Annotated in this window: 16 protein-coding genes and 1 tRNA gene; 8 read left to right on the top strand and 9 right to left on the bottom strand. The window is 58.5% G+C overall.

Going from position 1 to position 18,931, the window contains the following annotated elements; translation table 11 throughout:
• Positions 1-207 precede the first annotated feature (207 nt).
• From ABD937_RS04825 to ABD937_RS04815, 3 genes are read right to left on the bottom strand one after another with little or no spacing between them, the layout of a single operon-like run.
• Positions 208-759, bottom strand: coding sequence for a DNA-3-methyladenine glycosylase I (locus ABD937_RS04825; RefSeq protein ID WP_345253824.1), 552 nt, complete (start codon positions 757-759; stop codon positions 208-210).
• 57 nt (positions 760-816) lie between these two features.
• Positions 817-1,140, bottom strand: a complete 324-nt coding sequence (locus ABD937_RS04820) for a nuclear transport factor 2 family protein (RefSeq protein ID WP_345253823.1) — start codon at positions 1,138-1,140, stop codon at positions 817-819.
• A 22-nt stretch (positions 1,141-1,162) separates the two neighbouring features.
• The gene (locus ABD937_RS04815; RefSeq protein ID WP_345253821.1) at positions 1,163-1,954 is read right to left on the bottom strand and encodes an SDR family oxidoreductase; all 792 of its coding nucleotides are present in this window, start codon (positions 1,952-1,954) and stop codon (positions 1,163-1,165) included.
• Positions 1,955-2,093: 139 nt separating this feature from the next.
• On the opposite strand from ABD937_RS04815, the gene ABD937_RS04810 reads away from it, so the two are divergent.
• Both ABD937_RS04810 and ABD937_RS04805 read left to right on the top strand, forming a co-directional pair.
• The gene (locus ABD937_RS04810; protein ID WP_345253819.1) at positions 2,094-2,480 is read left to right on the top strand and encodes a winged helix-turn-helix transcriptional regulator; all 387 of its coding nucleotides are present in this window, start codon (positions 2,094-2,096) and stop codon (positions 2,478-2,480) included.
• Positions 2,481-2,838: 358 nt separating this feature from the next.
• Positions 2,839-4,386 carry a DUF4394 domain-containing protein gene (locus ABD937_RS04805; RefSeq protein ID WP_345253818.1) on the top strand — a complete coding sequence of 516 codons (1,548 nt, stop codon included), beginning with the start codon at positions 2,839-2,841 and terminating at the stop codon, positions 4,384-4,386.
• Positions 4,387-4,893: 507 nt separating this feature from the next.
• Here ABD937_RS04805 and ABD937_RS04800 read toward each other — a convergent pair.
• A tRNA-Leu gene (locus tag ABD937_RS04800) sits at positions 4,894-4,975 on the bottom strand.
• 219 nt (positions 4,976-5,194) lie between these two features.
• A complete protein-coding gene (locus ABD937_RS04795) occupies positions 5,195-6,010 on the bottom strand; it encodes a 2,3,4,5-tetrahydropyridine-2,6-dicarboxylate N-succinyltransferase (protein WP_345253817.1) in 816 nt (271 codons plus the stop codon).
• Positions 6,011-6,188: 178 nt separating this feature from the next.
• Between ABD937_RS04795 and ABD937_RS04790 the strand changes: the two genes are divergently transcribed.
• Positions 6,189-7,163 carry a glycosyltransferase family 9 protein gene (locus ABD937_RS04790; RefSeq protein ID WP_345253816.1) on the top strand — a complete coding sequence of 325 codons (975 nt, stop codon included), beginning with the start codon at positions 6,189-6,191 and terminating at the stop codon, positions 7,161-7,163.
• Positions 7,160-7,741 (top strand): L-threonylcarbamoyladenylate synthase, encoded by a 582-nt coding sequence (locus tag ABD937_RS04785; RefSeq protein WP_345253814.1) that lies wholly within the window; start codon positions 7,160-7,162, stop codon positions 7,739-7,741. The genes ABD937_RS04790 and ABD937_RS04785 overlap by 4 nt, the downstream gene beginning before the upstream one ends.
• Positions 7,742-7,744: 3 nt before the next feature.
• Here the strand turns inward: ABD937_RS04785 and ABD937_RS04780 are convergent, their stop codons facing one another.
• Positions 7,745-9,622, bottom strand: a complete 1,878-nt coding sequence (locus ABD937_RS04780; RefSeq protein ID WP_345253813.1) for a hypothetical protein — start codon at positions 9,620-9,622, stop codon at positions 7,745-7,747.
• Between the two features lie 38 nt (positions 9,623-9,660).
• On the opposite strand from ABD937_RS04780, the gene ABD937_RS04775 reads away from it, so the two are divergent.
• The 3 genes from ABD937_RS04775 to miaA all read left to right on the top strand — a co-directional run bounded on the left by ABD937_RS04775 (position 9,661) and on the right by miaA (position 13,286).
• Complete coding sequence (locus ABD937_RS04775; protein ID WP_345253811.1) at positions 9,661-11,115, top strand: CCA tRNA nucleotidyltransferase; 1,455 nt, start codon at positions 9,661-9,663, stop codon at positions 11,113-11,115.
• 120 nt (positions 11,116-11,235) lie between these two features.
• Positions 11,236-11,808: an IS1096 element passenger TnpR family protein gene (locus ABD937_RS04770; protein ID WP_345253810.1), complete on the top strand. Its 573-nt coding sequence runs from the start codon at positions 11,236-11,238 to the stop codon at positions 11,806-11,808.
• A gap of 572 nt (positions 11,809-12,380) precedes the next feature.
• Positions 12,381-13,286, top strand: coding sequence for a tRNA (adenosine(37)-N6)-dimethylallyltransferase MiaA (miaA, locus tag ABD937_RS04765; protein ID WP_345253809.1), 906 nt, complete (start codon positions 12,381-12,383; stop codon positions 13,284-13,286).
• 268 nt (positions 13,287-13,554) lie between these two features.
• Here miaA and ABD937_RS04760 read toward each other — a convergent pair whose 3' ends face one another.
• Positions 13,555-15,093 carry an OmpP1/FadL family transporter gene (locus ABD937_RS04760; protein ID WP_345253807.1) on the bottom strand — a complete coding sequence of 513 codons (1,539 nt, stop codon included), beginning with the start codon at positions 15,091-15,093 and terminating at the stop codon, positions 13,555-13,557.
• 56 nt (positions 15,094-15,149) lie between these two features.
• Positions 15,150-15,791, bottom strand: coding sequence for a hypothetical protein (locus ABD937_RS04755; RefSeq protein ID WP_345253806.1), 642 nt, complete (start codon positions 15,789-15,791; stop codon positions 15,150-15,152).
• A 232-nt stretch (positions 15,792-16,023) separates the two neighbouring features.
• On the opposite strand from ABD937_RS04755, the gene proS reads away from it, so the two are divergent.
• Positions 16,024-17,502: a proline--tRNA ligase gene (proS, locus tag ABD937_RS04750; protein WP_345253805.1), complete on the top strand. Its 1,479-nt coding sequence runs from the start codon at positions 16,024-16,026 to the stop codon at positions 17,500-17,502.
• A 551-nt stretch (positions 17,503-18,053) separates the two neighbouring features.
• Here the strand turns inward: proS and ABD937_RS04745 are convergent.
• Complete coding sequence (locus ABD937_RS04745) at positions 18,054-18,824, bottom strand: hypothetical protein (RefSeq protein ID WP_345253804.1); 771 nt, start codon at positions 18,822-18,824, stop codon at positions 18,054-18,056.
• Between the last annotated feature and the right edge of the window lie 107 nt (positions 18,825-18,931).

The raw sequence follows: 18,931 nt of genomic DNA, 5'->3' as shown, positions 1-18,931 counted from the left end.
CAAGACTGTAATCCTTACAAGTCCGCCTACGATAATCACTAACTCCTGTATCTAACATATAAGTCAACTTTTGTGTCAACCTATTTTAGGACGAGGCATTTCGTACAAATAAAAAGCCGGGAGTCAGATCCCGGCTTTTTTGTTGCCTGCCGCATTGAACGAACAACCTACAGCGAGGAGGTGCGCCGCAATGGTTGGTACCCATCATTACCGCCTTGCCCACATCGGTTTTTGTTTTAGGATCTCTTTGTAGATCGGGCAGGTCTCGGCATGCGCCCCGGGCAGATAGCCGGTGCTCATCAGGAACTCGTTTACGATCTCGCCACCGGTGAACCGGAACGTTTTCTTAAATAGTTTCACCCACTCTTCTTTTGTCAGGTGGTGATGATGTTCCAGCCATTTTTCGAATGACCCGAATTCGGCCTGCAACCCCAGGATCACTTTCGCATTTTCGATTGCCGCCTCTATTTTCAGCTTGTTGCGTATGATTCCGGCGTCGGCCAGGAGGCGCGTCCGGTCCGCGTCCGTGTACGCGGCAACCTTTTGGATATCAAACCCACTGTAGGCATTCCGGAAAGAGGCTTCTTTCTTCAGGATGGTTTCCCAGCTTAGACCTGCCTGGTTGATTTCCAGGATGAGGCGACAAAAAAGCTCGCTGTCGTCATGAAGGGGGAACCCATAAAAGTTGTTATGGTAATTCCTGTGCAATGCTTTCTTTTCTTCAGATTGCATGCTTTCTATTGCGGTACAGTAACTCATAAATCGGCGTTAGGTTAAAAGTAGCGGTCGAAGGCCAGCCGCTCACTTGTCAATCGCTTACCCGGTAACGTGCAAATGCTTAATTTTTCCGTCGACGATTTCAAAGTGAAACTTTAAAACGATCGGACTTCCAGGGAAAGTACCGGAAACTTGTGCCGATAGCACGCAGGTGCCGTCGTTCTCGGTATAGGCAAGCGGCTTCATTACGGACCGGTACTTTTTGTTGGCTTCTTCGATCAGTTTCCGGATCCCGGCCCTTCCCTCGTACGACTTGCCTTCGTCAATCATTACACCCGTTTCGGAGAAACATTCGGCGTAAGTGCTGCTGTCGAGATTGTTTTGCGCCTGTACCAGGTCGCCTATTACTTTTGGAAGTTTCATTTTTCTTTGGTTTTAATGGCGGTCAGATGGTAGGAACCGTGCCGCCATCGATGACGAACTCAGTTCCCGTTAAATACGCTGCTCTCGGTGATACGAGGAATCCAACCAGTTCGGCTACTTCTTCGGGCTCTGCCGGCCTTCCGAACGGTATGCCACCCAGGGCGGCCATGACATTTTGTTGCGCTTCGTCAATGCTGATGTTCGAACTCTTGCTGATCCGTTCGAGCCACGCGTTGACATTTTCTGTCCGGATCCATCCGGGCGAAACAGTGAGCACACGAACGCCCTTGGGCGTTACCTCGTTCGACAGGCTCTTGCTGTAGTTGACCAGTGCTGCCTTCGCTGCCGCGTAAGGTAGAGTCGCATCGTAGAGCGGAAGCCTACCTTGAATGGAGGCGATGTGGATAATCACCCCGCATTTCTGCGCTATCATTTGCGGCAGGAACCCGCGGTCGAGGCGAACCGGCGCCAGCAGGTTCGCTTGCAGGGTCGAGACCCAGTCGTCGTCCGTCAACGCGGCAAAGCCGCCGCCCGGTGTTTCCGACGAGCCGAGGTTGTTTACCAGGATGTCCAGCCGCCCGAAACGGGAAAGTACTTCGCTAACTACCTTCAGCGCTCCTTCGGCTTTACTGAGATCGGAGGCGATGAAATGCAGCCGGCTGCTTTTTTTATCCGGAGCGTACCTTGCCGTGACGATAACCGTAGCACCTGCCTCCAAAAGCCTTTCGGCGATCGCTCTTCCCGTGCCTTTTGTGCCTCCGGTTACCAGGGCCGTCTTGCCGGATAGTTCATTGTTGTAATTGAATTGTTCCATTGCTGATTGTCCCTTTTTAATTGGTGACAGGGCAAATTTGGCGGGTAGCAGACGTTCCTACAAGTACGGAATTATGATTCAGATAGGGATAAATTAGTCCCCTATTGCCCCCGTTGAGGCGTACGTCTAACTTTACTGCATGTATGTGCGAAAAACGACACCGAACCTGAATTGTGGGCTTGACCTGTTAGGCGAGGTGCTTTACGGCAAGTGGAAACTTCGGTTGTTGTGGTTTATCAACGAGGGACATCAGCGTCCCAGCCAGCTGCAACGGAAGATCCCCGGTGCGGCGCGCAGGGTGTTGAATATTCAGCTGAAGGAATTGGAAGACCACGAATTGGTCACGAGAAAAATTTATCCCGTGGTGCCGCCGAAAGTGGAATATAGCCTCACCGAGCTGGGTAAGACGCTCATCCCCGTTATTGCCGTATTGGGTCAGTGGGCCGATACACATGAAGACCATTTAAGGAACGTGATTTCGAAGCAAACAGTGAGTTCCGGAGTGGACGATACAAGTGATCAGTAAGCCATCCGTCGCCCATTCGGGTATGCATCTTCCGGTTCGAACAACAGTCAAGCTACTCTCGGCCTGCCGAGCGCTATCCTTGGCGCCATGGCAAAAAATGCAAACAGAAGTTCACGCAGGATACTGATCTGGGGTCGAACAGGTCATTGCGTTTTTTGACAAAGCTCGTTTCGCTATGCAAGCATCAGACACAGCTGGAATGCCCGGTATCCACGTGGGGGCAACCGGGTGTTTTACGATTGAAAGGTCAATACCAGAGCTTCACTATTCCATTTTTCCTGTGCTATTTTTTTGAGTGCTAACATAAACGCACATCCACAAACGGTTTCCATCCGTATGTTCTCAAAAGAATTTTATAATGATCGCTATTTTAAGCCCTGGCAAACTCATCATGGGTCTTGCTTTTTTGGTAATGGCAGCTGCCGGTTGCAAAAAAGAGGATGCTGATAATACACCCATGCCGCCGCCCACCGTCGTCAAGCCAGACCAGATCTTCTTTGGCGTAAGCGCCAGTAACCAGCTGCTCCGCTTCAATGCAAATGCCGTTGAGACGGCTACTGCCACTATGTCGATTTCCGGGTTGGCAGCAGGCGAATCTATTCTTGGTATCGATTTCCGGCCGGCTACGGGTGAGCTTTATGCGGTAACGAACACGAGCCGCCTGTACATCATCAACACGGCTACGGGTGCCGCTCGTATCGTCGGCAGCGCTGCCTTTACACCGGCCCTGACCGGTTCTGCTGTTGCGTTTGATTTCAATCCTACGGTCGACCGGATCCGGCTGGTGGGTTCCGATGGACAAAACCTGCGTCTTAACCCGGAGACCGGTGCCGTTGCAGCTACCGATGGGGTAATCAACGGGGCTGCGGGCGCTTCGATTTCCGGAGCGGCGTATTCGGGAAACACAGCGGGCTCCGGCAGTACCGTACTGTATGATATCGACCGGGTGTCCGGTAAGCTGTATCGACAGAATCCGCCAAACAACGGAACACTCGTTGAAATCGGTTCGCTTGGCGTAGGTGCGATCACCGGCGCTGCTGGGTTCGATATTGCTCCCAACGGCGCTGTGGCGTTGGCCAGTCTAACCGTAGGTGGCCAGAATAATCTGTATCAAATCGATACCACGTCAGGCAAGGCTACCTTATTGGGAACCTTCAGCGCCGCCAATGCGGTCGCAGCCATTGCGATCCCCACCAACCCGGTTGCGTATGCCGTGGATGATATGAACAACCTGCTGATCTTCGATGCTACCGCTACCACGTCTCCGGCGATCATTACAAAGCCGATCACCGGTATGGCGGCAAGCGAGACGGTACTTGGAATCGATATTCGTCCATTGAACGGACAGATCTATGCCCTCGGAAGCACAAGTAGGCTGTATACGATCAATGCGGCATCCGGTGCAGCCACCGCCGTTGGCGCGGGACCCTTCGCAACGCTCTTGTCCGGCACCAGCTTCGGCTTTGATTTCAATCCTACTGTAGACCGCATCCGTGTCGTGAGCGACAATGGGCAGAATCTACGCTTGCACCCTGATCTGGGCACTGTGGTTTTTGTGGATGGGACGATCAATCCAGGCATGCCTAACCTCAGTGCAGCAGCCTACACGAACAACTTCGCTGGTGCGGCCACCACGGTCTTGTATGTCATGGATCATACGGCGGACAAACTCTACACCCAGGTTCCCCCAAACAACGGAACGCTGGTGGAGACCGGTGCGCTTGGTGTCAACATAGATGCTGCGAACGGCTTTGATATCGGAAGCACGACCGGAAAAGCGTACGGAATCTTCACCGTGGGAGGTGCCCGCGGCCTGTACAGCATCAACCTGACCAGTGGCATGGCCACAAAAACGGCTGACTTCTCCCGTCCGGTGAGAGGGTTTACACTGGGATTAAGCTTGTAAGAACCGGTATGCCTCGTTCGAAGAGCACTGCGAAAGCGGTGCTTTTTCCTTATGTAGCGGCAGTTGAATGGGCACTATAAGGAATAAAGCCGATACGTGGCACTACTTGACAAAACAGAGGCGTCCGGAAGCTTCAGGTACCCATCTTCTTTGAGGGTTCCTTCATTCTGGCTATAAAGCTTCTTGCCGATAAATACCCGTTTGAGTTCTTTTGGAAATCGTCGGTGGTTGCATCCACCTTTCATTCCGCTTAAAGCCGGGTGTTGAACCTTTCAGCTTTACCCCGGTGTACCTGTCGGGCAGATACTGGTGAAATTGCTTTCCGGGATTTCCCGGTTGGTACGATAGGAGAGGAGGTGCATCCTGATCGTTTTGGATCGTTCTCTGGCATCGAAGTGCGAAGTTTCGAACGCCGCCATGGGCCAAACTATTTGGATGAAACGGATTCTGTAGCGAAGGCCTAAGAAACAAAAAGGCAACCCTTTCGGATTGCCTTTTTGCTTATCGTGCCCAGGACTGGAGTCGAACCAGCACACCTCGCGGCGCCGCCACCTGAAGACGGTGCGTCTACCAATTTCGCCACCTGGGCATCGTTAGAAGAACTCCCGCAGTTTCCTAAAGTATTGGTAGCTACTTTGTTCCGTTGCGGGGTGCAAATATAAGAGCGGCGTTTTATTTCAGCAAAAAGTTTTTTCGTCAATCGGGAATCGGGAATCGGTAATGGCTGGCGCACGATACACAGCAAGGCCCGGCGTAGCCGGGCCTTGCTGCTATTGCCGATTGCCGATTCCCGATTGCCGATTCCCGTTCACACCGACACATTGAAATCCCGCAGGGCATCGTTCAGGCTCGTTTTGAGGTCCGTGCTTTCCTTGCGCTTGCCGATGATGAGGGCGCAGCCCACGCCGAACTCGCCGGCAGGGAACTTTTTGGTATAGGTGCCTGGGATCACCACGCTGCGGGCCGGCACCACGCCGCGCATCTCGACGGGCTCCGGGCCGCTCACGTCAATGATCTTGGTGGATTGCGTCAGTACCACGTTGGCGCCCAGCACCGCCTCTTTTTCAACCCGCACGCCTTCGACCACGATGCAGCGCGAGCCGATGAAACAGCCGTCCTCGACCACCACCGGCGCGGCCTGCAGGGGCTCCAGCACACCGCCGATGCCCACGCCGCCGCTCAGGTGTACGCCCTTGCCGATCTGGGCGCAGGAGCCAACCGTGGCCCAGGTATCCACCATCGTGCCTTCGTCTACATAGGCGCCGATGTTGACGTAGGAGGGCATCAGCACCACGTTGCGCGCGATGTAGGCGCCATAGCGGGCCACGGCATGGGGCACGGCGCGGACGCCGAGCTCCTTGTAATTTTTCTTCAGCAGCATCTTGTCGTAGAACTCGAAGGGCTCGAGGTCCCAGGTCTGCATCGGCTGGATGCCGAAGTAGAGCAGGATGGCCTGCTTCACCCACTCGTTTACCACCCAGCCCCCTTCGCCGGGGGCGGCTACGCGCAGTCGCCCCTTGTCTACTTCCTCGATCACGGCACGGATCGCTTCCTGTGTATCGTTGTTCGCCAACAGGCCGCGGTCGGCCCAGGCTTTTGCAATGGTATCTTGGTATTGGTTCATGACGCAAATCTAATGGGGGAATGGGGTAATTGGGGAATGGGATAATGCCCGTTCTGCGACGCAACCTGGATTGATCATTTCCTGTTTCAATATACACGAAAAAAAACCGGGACTTGTCCGACGTTCAAATTCATTACCCCATCAGCACATTCTCCCATTACCCCATTAGCTTTGCCGCATGCGGATACTGGTGCGACTACCCAACTGGCTGGGCGATATGGTGATGGCAGTGGCGTTTGTGGAGCAATTGCAGGCCACGTACCCCGAGGCGAAGATCTCGGTGATCGCCAAGAAGGGCATCCATGGCCTGCTTCCCTACTTTCCGCCGCTCGAGCACCAGTTCATCTTCGACAAAGGCGAGCAGCCCGGACTGCGCGGTCTCTGGCGCTTCGGCCGGCACATCAAGGCCACCGCCCACTTCGACCTGTTCTTTTCGCTGCCCGATTCGCTCTCCGCGGCCATCATGGGCTATGCCACCGGCGCGCAGCACCGCATCGGCTACCGCAATGAAGGCCGCAGCGTGCTGCTCACCCACACGTATACCCGCCCCGCCGGCGGCCACCGCGTACAGGAGTACCTCGTGCTGCTGGAGCGCTATGCCGGCAGCCAACTGCGCAACGTGCAGGTGCGGCTAAACCATAGTCACCCGCGCCGCGACCACATCGTCGTGAACGTCAACTCCGAGGCGCAGTCGCGGCGCCTCACCGTAGCCAAGGCCATCGAGCTTGTGTCGGAGCTGCGGCGCCAGGTCACGGAGCCCCTTGTACTGGTGGGCGCTCCCAAGGAAAAGGAGTTCATCGACGCGGTGTACGCGGGGCTGCCCCATCAAGAAGGCATCGACAATGCCGCCGGGCGCACCGACCTCACCGGCCTCATCGAGGTGCTCGCGTCGGCTCGCGCCCTGCTGACCACCGACTCGGGACCAGCCCACCTGGCCAACGCCCTGGGCACGCCTACGCTCGTGCTCTTCGGCGCCGGCAACGAGCGCAATACCGCCCCCTTCAACGCCGGGTGGAACACCGTCGTCCGGCTCAACCAGCTCAGTTGCGAGCCCTGCCTTAAGAACCGCTGCGTGTGCTTCGAAACGCCGCAGTGCCTCGAGCGGCTCTCCAGCCCGGGCATCGTACAACAACTGCAACAAGCTTTACGATGAATAACGATCCTGCATTCTTTGAAAGTGAAGTGACCCGCGCGCTCGAGGTGCTCCGTAGCGGCGGTACGATCCTGTATCCCACCGACACCGTTTGGGGACTCGGCTGCGCCGCCACCGACGCCGCCGCCATTGCCCGCATCTATGCCCTGAAGCAACGCCCCGACTCCAAAAGCATGATCGTGCTGGTAGGCGAGGAGCGCGACATTCTCCAGTATATCGCCGCCCCCGACCTCGCTGCCTTCACCTTCATGCAGGAGCAGGAACGGCCTACCACCGTCATCTTCGACGGCGCGGTGGGGCTGCCCGATAACCTCGTGGCCGCCGACGGCTCCATCGCCATCCGCATCGTGCGCGATCCCTTCTGCCGCCACCTCGTCAAGCGGCTGCGGGTGCCGATCGTATCGACTTCCGCCAACATTTCCGGCGAGCCCACGGCGCCCTTCTTCGGCGCGGTGTCCGAGCCGATCCGGGCCGGGGTGGACCATGTAGTGCGCTGGCGCCAGGACGACGAAAGCCCCGCCGTACCCTCGCAGATCGTGCGCTGGCAGGACGGGGCTCCTGTATTTATACGGAAATAGGGGTCAGCGCACCTCTTTCAGGAAAGAATCGATCTCGGTTTTCGAAAGCCCGTATCGCTCCAGTGCTTCCGCTACCCGATCGTGGTAGTTTTTCAGGTCGTCGGCACCCACCCGCAAACCAAGCGCAGACGGGCGCTGCACGGATTCGCGCATGGCGATCAGTGCGCTTTTCATTAAAGGAAGGCCCGATTCCCGCTCGCCGACGCTTGCCAGCGCCAGGCCGACCTCAAGGCCGTTATACGCGCCGCCGGTGCTTTGTGTCTGCTTCTGCCGCCATTCGGCCACCAGGGCCTTCACCGTGGCCGTGTCCTGCCTTCGTACATAGTGCATGATGAGCGGCTCGTAGGCATTGAGCGGCAAGGCGCCGGCGCGGTCGGGCACGGCGAGCTTGCCAGCGGGTGACGCGGCAAGCGGCTGGAAGCGATCCTTCAGGAGCTGCCGACTCCGCTCGGCACCCGCCTGCGCGATCGCTTCGCTGTTGTCTCCCGCAGGCACCAACTGGTACACGGTGCCCGCAGGCATCAGCTGGTCGCCATGAAAGGAGTCGGGAAAGGAAAAATAGATCGGGCGCTCGTGGATGTTGCGCTGGATCACATTCAGCATCAGCACCTGGTCGAGCGTGATGTAGCGGTTGAGGGTCCACTTCAGCATACCTGCAGACACCGCTGTTTGCGTTGCCTGCCCGAATCGCGCGGCGTCTACCGGCAGCACCAGGCTGGAAGCCGTATAGGTCATCGGTTCCGGGGTGCCGGACGATGCCGGAAGCGGGCTCGACGAACGGTCGTTGAACCCTGCGATGAACTGCGGCACCGCTTCGGTTCCTCGGGCTCCTTCCGGAATTTGTACGGCGTAGCTGAAGTCACGACGCCCGTAGAGTTCCGGCCGCAGGTCGAAGCGCACTTTGCCTTCCCTGCGCAGCGCATCCACGTAGATGGGGAGTCCGGCAAGGCTCGCGTTGATAACGGTCACGTCTTTGCGCACGCCCTCCTTTTGCTGCAGGTACCAGATCGCGTAGGTGTCGTTGTCGCCATAGGTAAAAAGGATGCTGTTGGGCGCGCACGCATCGAGGTAGTTGTGCGCGAAGCGGCGGATGTTGTCGTCGGCTTTGACCTCGTTAAGGATGCTCGCCGCTTCCTGCGCGTACCCGTTCACAGATAGCCGTTGCCACACGTGCATCCCATCGTTGAACACCTTCATGGCCATATTGCCCACCAACGTGGTATAAGAGGGATTGCGCTCGCGCAGCTTGCCGAAGGCGGCCAGCGCCTTCCTGTAGTAATACAGGGCGCTGTCGGCGCGTTGCTGCGACGGCCGCTCCAGGGGCGCCAGCCCTTTTTGAAGCGGGTGTAGCCCGGGCCGGTCGGGTGTTTCATAGTGATCCAGGAAGCGGTCGGCGTAGTGGCTGAACGCGCGTCCGAGGCCCTCGAGCAGGGTATCGCCGGGTTGCTTCCGGTCGCCGTAGGTCCGGATCATATCGCGGTCCCATTCTTCGTAGCCATAATAGCGGCAACGCTCGTAGCCGTAATACGTATACCCGGTTGAATTGCCCCGGAGCGCCGACTCGATGGCGCGATCGGTTTCCAGTCCGCCCTCGGGCGCGCTGAACCCGCTGAGGGTGCGCGGGGCTGTGGAGTCGGCCGGCCAGTACAGGAAATCGCGCAGCACCGCGCCTTTCAGCGGGTCAACGACATGCACGAACCAGCCTTCGCGCTTTTTGGCGAACCGGAGCTGCTGGTAGCCTTCCGGCTTGAAGCCATACTGATGGTAAAAGGTCTCCACGACCTTTGGGTAGTCGGCCACCCGGGTCTCTTTTTCTTCGGTGCCGCAGCTGCCGAGGAGCAGGAGGAGCGCAGCCGGTGCCCAACGTTTCAACGAGTGCATGTCGTTTGGTTTCGATCAAGATAGGCAATCCGCCCGGAATGGCCATATCCGCTACATTTGCAGCGCTGAACATGGATATCCCCTGCACCGATAGCGAATTACAGAAGATCCGGCCCGTGGCCCAGGCGGCCCGCGAGCTCGGCGTGCCCTGCTACCTTGTGGGCGGCTTCGTGCGCGACAAGCTCCTCGGGCGCCCCACCAAGGACGCCGATTTCGTGTGCGTGGGCGACGCCTTAGCGCTCGCGCAGAAAGCGGCTTCGCTCTTTCGCTCCTCGCCGAAAGTGACGCTCTTCAAGACCTTCGGCACGGCGCATTTCCGCACGCCCGACGGGTTCGACCTCGAGTTCGTAGGCGCACGCAAGGAAAGCTACCAACGCCACTCGCGCAACCCCGTGGTGGAGCCCGGCACGCTCGCTGACGACCAAAACCGCCGCGACTTCACCATCAATGCACTCGCCATCTCGCTCAACGAGGCCGACTTCGGCACGCTGGTCGATCCCTTCGGCGGACGCGAGGACCTGAAGGAAGGCCTCATCCGCACGCCAGGGGAGCCGGCCATCACCTTCTCCGACGACCCGCTGCGGATGATGCGGGCGATCCGCTTCGCCACGCAGCTGGGCTTCCGTATCCACCCGCCTACGCTCCGCGCCATCCGCGAGCAGCGCGACCGCATCCGGATCATCACGCAGGAGCGGATCACCGACGAGCTCAATAAGATCATCGCGGCGCCGAAGCCCAGCGTCGGCTTCAAGCTGCTCTTCGACACGAAGCTGCTCGACCTCATCTTCCCGCAGATGGTGGACCTCGCCGGCGCCGAGTTCGTGGACGGGCTCGGGCACAAGGACAACTTTTACCACACGCTGCAGGTGCTCGATAACGTGGCTGCCCGCACCAACAACCTGTGGCTTCGGTGGGCGGCCATCCTGCACGACATCGCCAAGCCCGCCACGAAGCGCTTCGAGGAAGGCCACGGCTGGACCTTCCACGGCCACGAGGTGGTGGGCGGCCGCATGGTGCCGAAGATCTTCAATGCCTTCAAGCTGCCGCTCGGCGATCCCATGAAGTATGTGCGCAAGCTCGTGGAGCTGCACCTGCGCCCCATCTCGCTGTCGAAGGAAGACATCACCGACTCGGCCATCCGCCGCCTCCTCTTCGATGCCGGCGCCGATTTCGATGATTTGATGACCCTCTGCGAGAGCGATATCACTTCGAAGAACAAGGCCAAGGTGCAGCGCTTTCTCGACAACTTCGAGCTTGTGAAGGAGCGCTGTGTGGAGGTGGAGGAGAAGGACCGCATCCGTAACTGGCAGCCGCCCATCACGGGCGAGCTTATTATGGAAACCTTCGGCATCCCGCCCTCGCGTGCCGTCGGCGACATTAAAGATGCCATCCGCAACGCCATTCTCGACGGTGTCATTCCCAACGAGTACGACGCGGCCTACGGGTTCATGATCCAAAAGGCGGCAGAGCTCGGGCTATCGCCCGTGAAATAGGTTTAGGGAGTTTAGGAGGTTGGTACCGGACCTTCTTAACCTTCTAAACCTCCTAAACCCCCTAAACCTTTTTCCCCGCCTTTCCGTATTTTTGAAGTTCTTCATTCCGAAATCACCTGCATGGCCATACTTAAATTCAGAGTTCACTACGAAGAGGACGATAGTGTGTACCGCGACATCGCCATTCGGCACAATCATACGTTTTTCCAGCTACACGACGCGATCCTGAAGGCGTTCGAGTTCGACAACAAGCACGGCGCCACGTTCTTCCGGAGTAACGACCGCTGGCAGCGCGGCCGCGAGATCTCCCTCGAGATCTACGACAACCGCCGCTACCAGATGCCGCCCCTGCTGATGAAGGACGTCACGATCGGCTCGGAGATCAAGGACCCCAACCAGAAGTTCATCTACGTTTACGATTTCAACAAGAACTGGAACTTCCAGGTATCGCTCATCGGGGTGTCCAAGGAAGAGAATCCCAAGATGACCTACCCGTCGACGGTGCGTACCGAGGGCATCGCGCCGAGCCAATACGGCGCCAAGAGCCTGCTCGGCGAGCGCTTTGCCGACGTGGAAGAAAAGTACGACCTCAGCAAGGACGCCGAAGGCTTCGGTACCGAGGGCGAGGGCGGCGCCACCGACAGCGGCGCTGATGAAGGCGGGCACGATGAAGGCGGCAACGAGGAGTTTTAGCAACGCCGCATTCAGTATTCGGCGTCGCATAGAATATGGAGAAGGAGGAACGGTGGTTTCTCCTTTTTTTGTGGCATCATAGCAGCAACGGGCAGTGGGAGCGAAGGCACGCAGATTTTTCTGATTGATACGATGAGCGCGGCTTTCGTTTCCTGACGTCGATTGTTCGCTGCCGGAGCCTCGCTCCGGTATGATCTTTCAATACGATAATGTAGACACCACAGCGGCGATCTATTCACATTAGAAGTCGTCTCTAAACCAGTCACTCCGCTATTTGTCGTGAGGCCTGAGGCGTGAGTAGGTAATGTCCGACTTTAGCCAGGTTTCTTCTGACGCTTCACGCCTGACGCTTCACGAATTTTCCAGGAAGCTCCTGATTCAGCGACAGGTTCTAGACTCATAGACCATTCTTAGCGAACACCTTAGCCCCTTCGCTTCTTTGCGGTAAAAAACTTATTCAGCTTTTTTGCCTTGGTAAGCCGCGCAGTAGAAATGCGATCAAACAAAAGGAACTTGGTACCGGGAACAAATCTGAAATCCTAGATCTGAGATCCGCCCGCTAGATTTGCCCTATGCACCCCAAGCAACTCATCGTGATCGCAGGGCCTACGGCGGTGGGCAAAACGGCCGTGGCCATCGATGTGGCGCGGGAGCTCGGCACGGAGATCCTTTCGGCCGACAGCCGGCAGTGCTACCGCGAGCTCGATATCGGCGTGGCCCGTCCTTCGCCCGAAGAACTGGCCGCGGTGCAACATCACTTCATTGCTTCTCACTCCATTCACGATGAGCTCAACGCGGCAGCTTACGAATCGTATGCAATGGCCATAGCGCAGCAGGTTTTCGAAACCCACGATACTCTGGTGGTAGTGGGTGGCACAGGACTCTACCTGAAGGCGCTCACCGAGGGCATGGACCCGATCCCTGCGGTGCCCGCAGAAATACGGGAGGTCCTGATCGCCGCATATGAGCGCGAAGGGATCTCCTGGCTGCAGCAGCAGGTGGCGGCCGAAGATCCGCAATTCTACGGGCAGGGCGAGATCCGGAATCCGCACCGGCTCTTGCGTGCACTTGAGGTCAAACGGGCCACGGGCCGCTCCATCCTTGACTTCCGAACGGGCGCCAAAGCCGCCCGCGAATTCGCCATACATAAAGTGGCGCTGGACCTGCCCCGACCGGAATTGTACGACCGCATCAACCGGCGCGTGGCGCTGATGATGGACGCAGGACTCGCGGCCGAGGCCCGCAGCGTATACCCGCAGCGGCACCTCAACGCGTTACAGACCGTGGGCTATAAAGAGCTGTTCGATTATTTCGACGGGCAGTGTACCCTGCCCGAGGCGGTTGCCGATATCCAGACCCACACACGGCACTACGCGAAGCGGCAGGGCACCTGGTTCCGGAAAGATCCCGAGTACCAATGGATGGCACCCGATGCGGACGTGGTCTTAAGGCATTTGAAGGGGAAAAAGATTTTCTAACCGCCAAGAGAAGAAGGAGCTAAGGGTTTCGCTAAGTAGTGCTTATGTATTGGTCTATTTGTAATCGGTATTACGCGACAGCTTTTCCTGTAGCTTATGGTTTACCCATGCAGGGTAAGTACCGGCGAAGCCCATTTATTCGGTTTCCATACTCCACTTCCTTGTTCCCTGTTTCTTATTCCCTGTTCCATTGTTCTTTAAGAACCAGGGAGCACTTGCCGGTACTACTGCCAATCAGATCTGACATCATCACATCTGAGATCTGAGATCAGAACTTCACCCCGAAGCTCAATGCCACATTTCCCTGCGTGCGCCGCGTCTCCGCCACGAAGTAGGGTGCGTCCGACAACCGGTAAGGCGTGTGAATATCGCGCTGCATGCTGTGCACGTACGTAAGGTCGATGAAGTAGCCGCGGTGGCGGTAGCCGAGGCCACCGGTGAGGTTGAGGCGTCCACCCGTGCCGCCGTTCACTTCCTTGTAGGGGTTGCCGTACCAGGCAGCGCCGGCACGCACCATCAGCGTGGTGAACTTGAGCTCGCCGCCCACGCGCACATTGAAGGCGCCTTTATACAGGTCGCGGATGTTTCGGTTCAGGTAGTCGAGGTAAGCTTTTGTGTCTTCGCTATTCTCGACGTCGTTGTCGGGCATGTAGCGCATCATGTTATACGCAACGTATTCGACGTCGGCCGTCAGGAAGCCGCGCTGCTTCGTTACGTCCTCGATCTCGCGGAGCACGTAGGAGGCGCTCGCCGTTGCCTTCAGCGGGGTGAGCAACATGTATTTGAACTGGTGCTCGGCGCCGTCGTTGTAGTCTTTCGAGAAGTCGTCCCACTCGCCCTCATAGTTTTCGGTATTTGTGGTGAGCTCGTAGTGATAGCGGTCGGTCAGCTTGTAGAGCGTCGGGGTATGCACGGCGAGGCCGAGGCGCCAGTACTCGGCGGGCTTGTAAATGATCCCCAGCTTCAGGTTGAGGCCGGTGCCGGTGGTCTGCACGCGCTCGCGGAACTCGGCGAAGTCGAAGCGGTTCGAGGTATCCGTGGTGGCGTCGGCTTCCGTGAAGGTTGCCTTGCGGTTGTAGGCCAGGAAGGGGATACCGATGGTGGCACCCACAAAGAGCTTGTCGTTGGTGTTGAGGCCGATGCCCAGCGCCGCTTCGTTGATGCCGCCGCGCGACTCCACGCGTTGCTGTTGCAGGAGCCCGGTGCTTACCGGCGAGTTGGAACGGAAGCCCGTCACCTGCCCGTTGGCGTCCTTTACCGGGTCGAGCCAGAAGGTGTTGATCGCCAGGGAGGGTCCATAGGGAAAGAGGTAGGCCGCGGTGGAATCGCGCACGCCGGCGCGCCCGAGCTCCTCGATAAAGCGCTGGGAGTACGACGAGCTGTTGTTCTGTCCACGGTATAAGATCGTGTTGCGGAAGTCGGCCGTGTTGCTGAACCCAACGCTGAAGCCCACACCGCGCAGGCTGCCGACCTTGCCCGGCGACCCGAATACGAGCCCGAGGGCGCCGACGTCGAACTTTCTGTCGGATTCCTTTTCCGTGCGGCCGAGGAAGCTGCCCTTCGTCTCGCTCCAGCGGAACATGGGCGTGATCACGAAGTCGTTGGTGCGGTAGAAGCCGAGGCCGGCCGGGTTGCCATAGAGGGCGGAGAAGTCGCCGCCGAGCGAGCCCATGGCGCCGCCGATGGCCTGTTGCCGGGCGGTGCCTGCCGGAACGCCATAAGAGAAGCGGAGCGCGTCGGCCGGCTCCTGTGCGGCGCACACGAGGGCGGAGGCTCCTGTGGCCAGGAGTAAAGCGAGTCGTTTCATATGTAAGCAGGTTGCGGGCGCGGAGCGCCCCTGGTGATCGATGGAGAAATGGCGCATTAGAAGCGGCGTACGCCGGCATTCCCGTTGCTCTTGCTGCCGCCCGACGAAGAGCCGGAAGACGACGAGGAGCTGGAGGAGGACGACGACGAGCTGCGCGTCGGGTTGGGGTTGGGGCCGCTGTTGAAGATATCGCGCAGACTGCCCCCGCGGCCGCTGCTGTTACTGCCGTTCGAATAGGCCGGGCTGCTGAACTTTGGGTGGCGCACCGTCGGCGCCGGTGTCGGCGAGGGCGGGCGGTTCACGTCGAAGTTGTATTTACGCGGGGTGTTGGGCGGAAGTGTCTTCGGGAAATAGTAGGCGTAAGGATGCGACGGTGTGTAGTAATAGTTCCAATATAGGCGCGGGTTGGAGCTGCAGTTGCAGTTGACGCCGCTGTAGGTATAGGCATACGGGTCGCGGTAGTAATCGTCGATGGAGGTGCAGCGGGCACGGTTGCGGATGCGGAGCCGGAGGTAGCGCTCTTCCTCGTAGCGGCTGCGGTCGGCATAGGTCTCCTCCTTTTCCTCGTAGCGCACGTATTCGCGCTCGGGGCGGGTGGGGGAGAAATAGACGTCGTCGGGCGTCTGGCCGGATTTGTACGGCGTGGTGCAGCTTGTAGCGGCGACCAGGAAAACAGCAAGCGGTAGAAAGGATCTCATATGCGCTTATTTATATCGTTCAGACGGAGATGCCGCCGTATGTGTTACTTTTGTGCCCCGTTGTAAATTACTTTAATACCCGTTTAACAACTGCCGGCGGGCCGGGCGTTTATCAAAATATTAGCAATTTCTGTACTCTGTACAGATTGCGCCGAACCGCCCGCAGGTTGCATGCCGCGCCGATTCTTTTGCAAAGGTAGGCGCAGTACGTTGAGCGGACCAGAACCGAATTATGAGCAAAGAGATCACTTCCCGGGAACAGGATTATTCCCAATGGTACAATGACCTGATCATCCGCGGCGGCCTCGCCGACTATTCGGCCGTACGTGGCTGCATGGTGATCAAGCCCTATGGCTACGGCCTGTGGGAGAACATGCGCGACGTGCTGGACCGTATGTTCAAGGAAACCGGCCACCAGAACGCCTACTTCCCGCTCTTCGTGCCCAAGAGCCTCTTCGAGGCCGAGGAGAAGAACGCCGAAGGCTTCGCCAAGGAGTGCGCCGTGGTGACCCACTACCGCCTCAAGAACGACCCGTCGAAGCCGGGCAAGCTGATGGTGGACCCCGAAGCGAAGCTCGAAGAGGAGCTCGTGGTGCGTCCCACTTCCGAGGCCATAATCTGGAACACGTATAAAGACTGGATCCAATCGTACCGCGACCTGCCCATCCTGGTGAACCAGTGGGCGAACGTGGTGCGCTGGGAAATGCGCACGCGCCTCTTCCTCCGCACCGCCGAATTCCTGTGGCAGGAAGGCCATACGGCACACGCCACCGCCGAAGAGGCGGTTGCCGAAACGCGCCAGATGCTCGACGTCTACGCGCAGTTTGCCGAGGAATACATGGCCGTGCCTGTGATCAAAGGCGTCAAATCGCCCGCCGAGCGCTTCGCGGGCGCCGAGGACACCTATTGCATCGAGGCGCTCATGCAGGACGGCAAGGCCCTGCAGGCCGGCACCTCGCACTTCCTGGGGCAGAACTTCGCGAAGGCCTTCGAGGTAAAGTACCTTACCAAAGAGAACAAGCAGGAATACGTGTGGGCAACGTCCTGGGGCGTGAGCACGCGCCTCATCGGCGGCCTCGTGATGACGCATTCCGACGACCAGGGCCTCGTGCTGCCGCCGCGGATCGCGCCGCTGCAGGTAGTGATCGTGCCCATCTACAAGGGCGACGACGGCAAGACCGAGATGGCGCCCGTTGCCGATAAGCTGATGGCCGAACTGAAGGCCGCCGGCATCCGCGCCAAGTACGACGACAACGACAACCAGCGACCGGGCTGGAAGTTCGCCGAATACGAGCTGAAGGGCGTGCCCGTGCGCGTGACGCTCGGTGCCCGCGACCTCGCCAATGGCGTGGTGGAGCTCGCCCGCCGCGATACGAAGGAAAAGACCACCGTGCCCATCGAAGGGCTCGCGCAGCGGATCGCCGATCTGCTCGTGGAGATCCAGGGGGCCATGTTCGCCAAGGCAAAAGCCTTCCGCGACGAGCGCATCTTCAAGGTGGAAAGCTGGGCCGACTTCGAGCGTACGCTCGACGAGACGCCCGGCTTTGTATCCGCCCACTGGGACGGTACCGCCGAAACCGAGGCGGCCATCAAGGAAAAGACGAAGGCCACCATCCGCTGCATCCCGCTCGATAACCCGCATGAAGATGGCGTCTGTATCCTCACCGGCAAGCCGAGCACGCAGCGCGTGTTGTTCGCCCGGGCGTACTAGGAGTCCGCACTGTCGCGCAGATAGTTCACGCAAAGGCGCAAAGTGCGCCAAGAGCGCAAATAGTTAAGGTCCTGCCTGCGGCAGGACTTTTTTTACGCGGCGGCGCGGCGGCATTGCGACGCGGCATTTCTGTTTGTAGCCAACCGGGTGTATGATGACAAGTCTTCGGCTCACATCGCTTCATACAACCGGGAGCCTGAGTAAAGGATCCCTTTAAAAGAATGGGATGCACTAGTGTTACGTTAAGCTTGATACGAGGGCACGTTGTTCGGCGACGAGGTCATTGCGATCCGCCAGCTGGCGGAGAAGCAATCCCCTGCGTTACGCAGAGGGGCTGTAAGAGGAAGCCACGTTGGGAGCACTCCGAAGGTACTGGAGATTGCTTCGCTTCGCTCGCAATCACGTCGGCCTTCGGCCGTCGTAAGACACGTCTTTTAAACAGGTAACTTAACACTAGAATACATGTCCCCGCTGCGTGAAATGTATTCGTGAGCGAAGCGAACACAACTCCTCTGCGTACTCCGCGCTCTTTGCGCCTTTGCGTGAAATATCTACAAGGCCACACCCAGCGAAACACCCGCGCGGAAGCCCGGCAGCGCCCCGCGGAAGCTCGCCCGCACGGTGCGGCTTTGCTCCTCCACCACTACGTTGACGCGGTTGTTGATAAATGGAAACTGGTCGATGAATTCCAGCACGTCGCGCTTTGCCTTCTGGCCCTCGTCACCGGTCCAGGGACGGTTGAAGTTCTGCTCGCGGGCCGAAAAGCGGTCGGACGCGGAATTGATCTCTGGCCCAAGGAAAAACAGGTCGATAACCGCGCGCTTCCCGATCCGGAACTGCGCGCCCAGCTGAACCCCGAGACCGAAGGCGTTGTAATTGTTGATGAACGACACCGTGGTGGCGCGGCCGTCGAGCACGGCCTGGCCCTCGCCTTCGGAGGTGTGGTGCACGTATTTGAAATAGGGCTCCAGGTAGAGCCCGGCCATCGGGCGCCGCCGCGAGAAGTAGCGGCGGTAACCGGCCAGGAAGGAGGTAGCCTTCATGCGGAAGTCGGCAGACTGCCCCACATAACTAAGGCTGTGCTTTGCCTGGAGGGGAAGCCCGATATTGGCGATGAGGGAGCTGCGCTTCGTGAAATGGTATTCGCCCTGAAGCGTCAGGCTACCCAGCAGGAGGCCGGTGGGGGCCCACTTGAAGGTCATGCGCTGGCCGCGGGAAGTGTCGGGAGCGTTGCCGGTGGAGGTATCGGGCCGGTAGCCGTCCTGGGCGAAGCTGCCGCTGCCAAAAAGGAGGAAGGAGGAGAAGAGGATAGCGGATCTCATATGCTTCATACGATTAAAAAATGATACCATTGCCCCGGCGCCTGCTGCCGTCCGGCTCCTGGTAGGGCGCGGTAAGAAAAAGGCCCTCTTGCGGAGGGCCTCTCTGA

Source organism: Flaviaestuariibacter amylovorans (genome assembly GCF_039541815.1).
Lineage (GTDB): Bacteria > Bacteroidota > Bacteroidia > Chitinophagales > Chitinophagaceae > Flavisolibacter > Flavisolibacter amylovorans.
The sequence above is the reverse complement of the archived record's forward strand: the minus strand, read 5'-3'. Positions and strand labels throughout refer to the sequence as shown.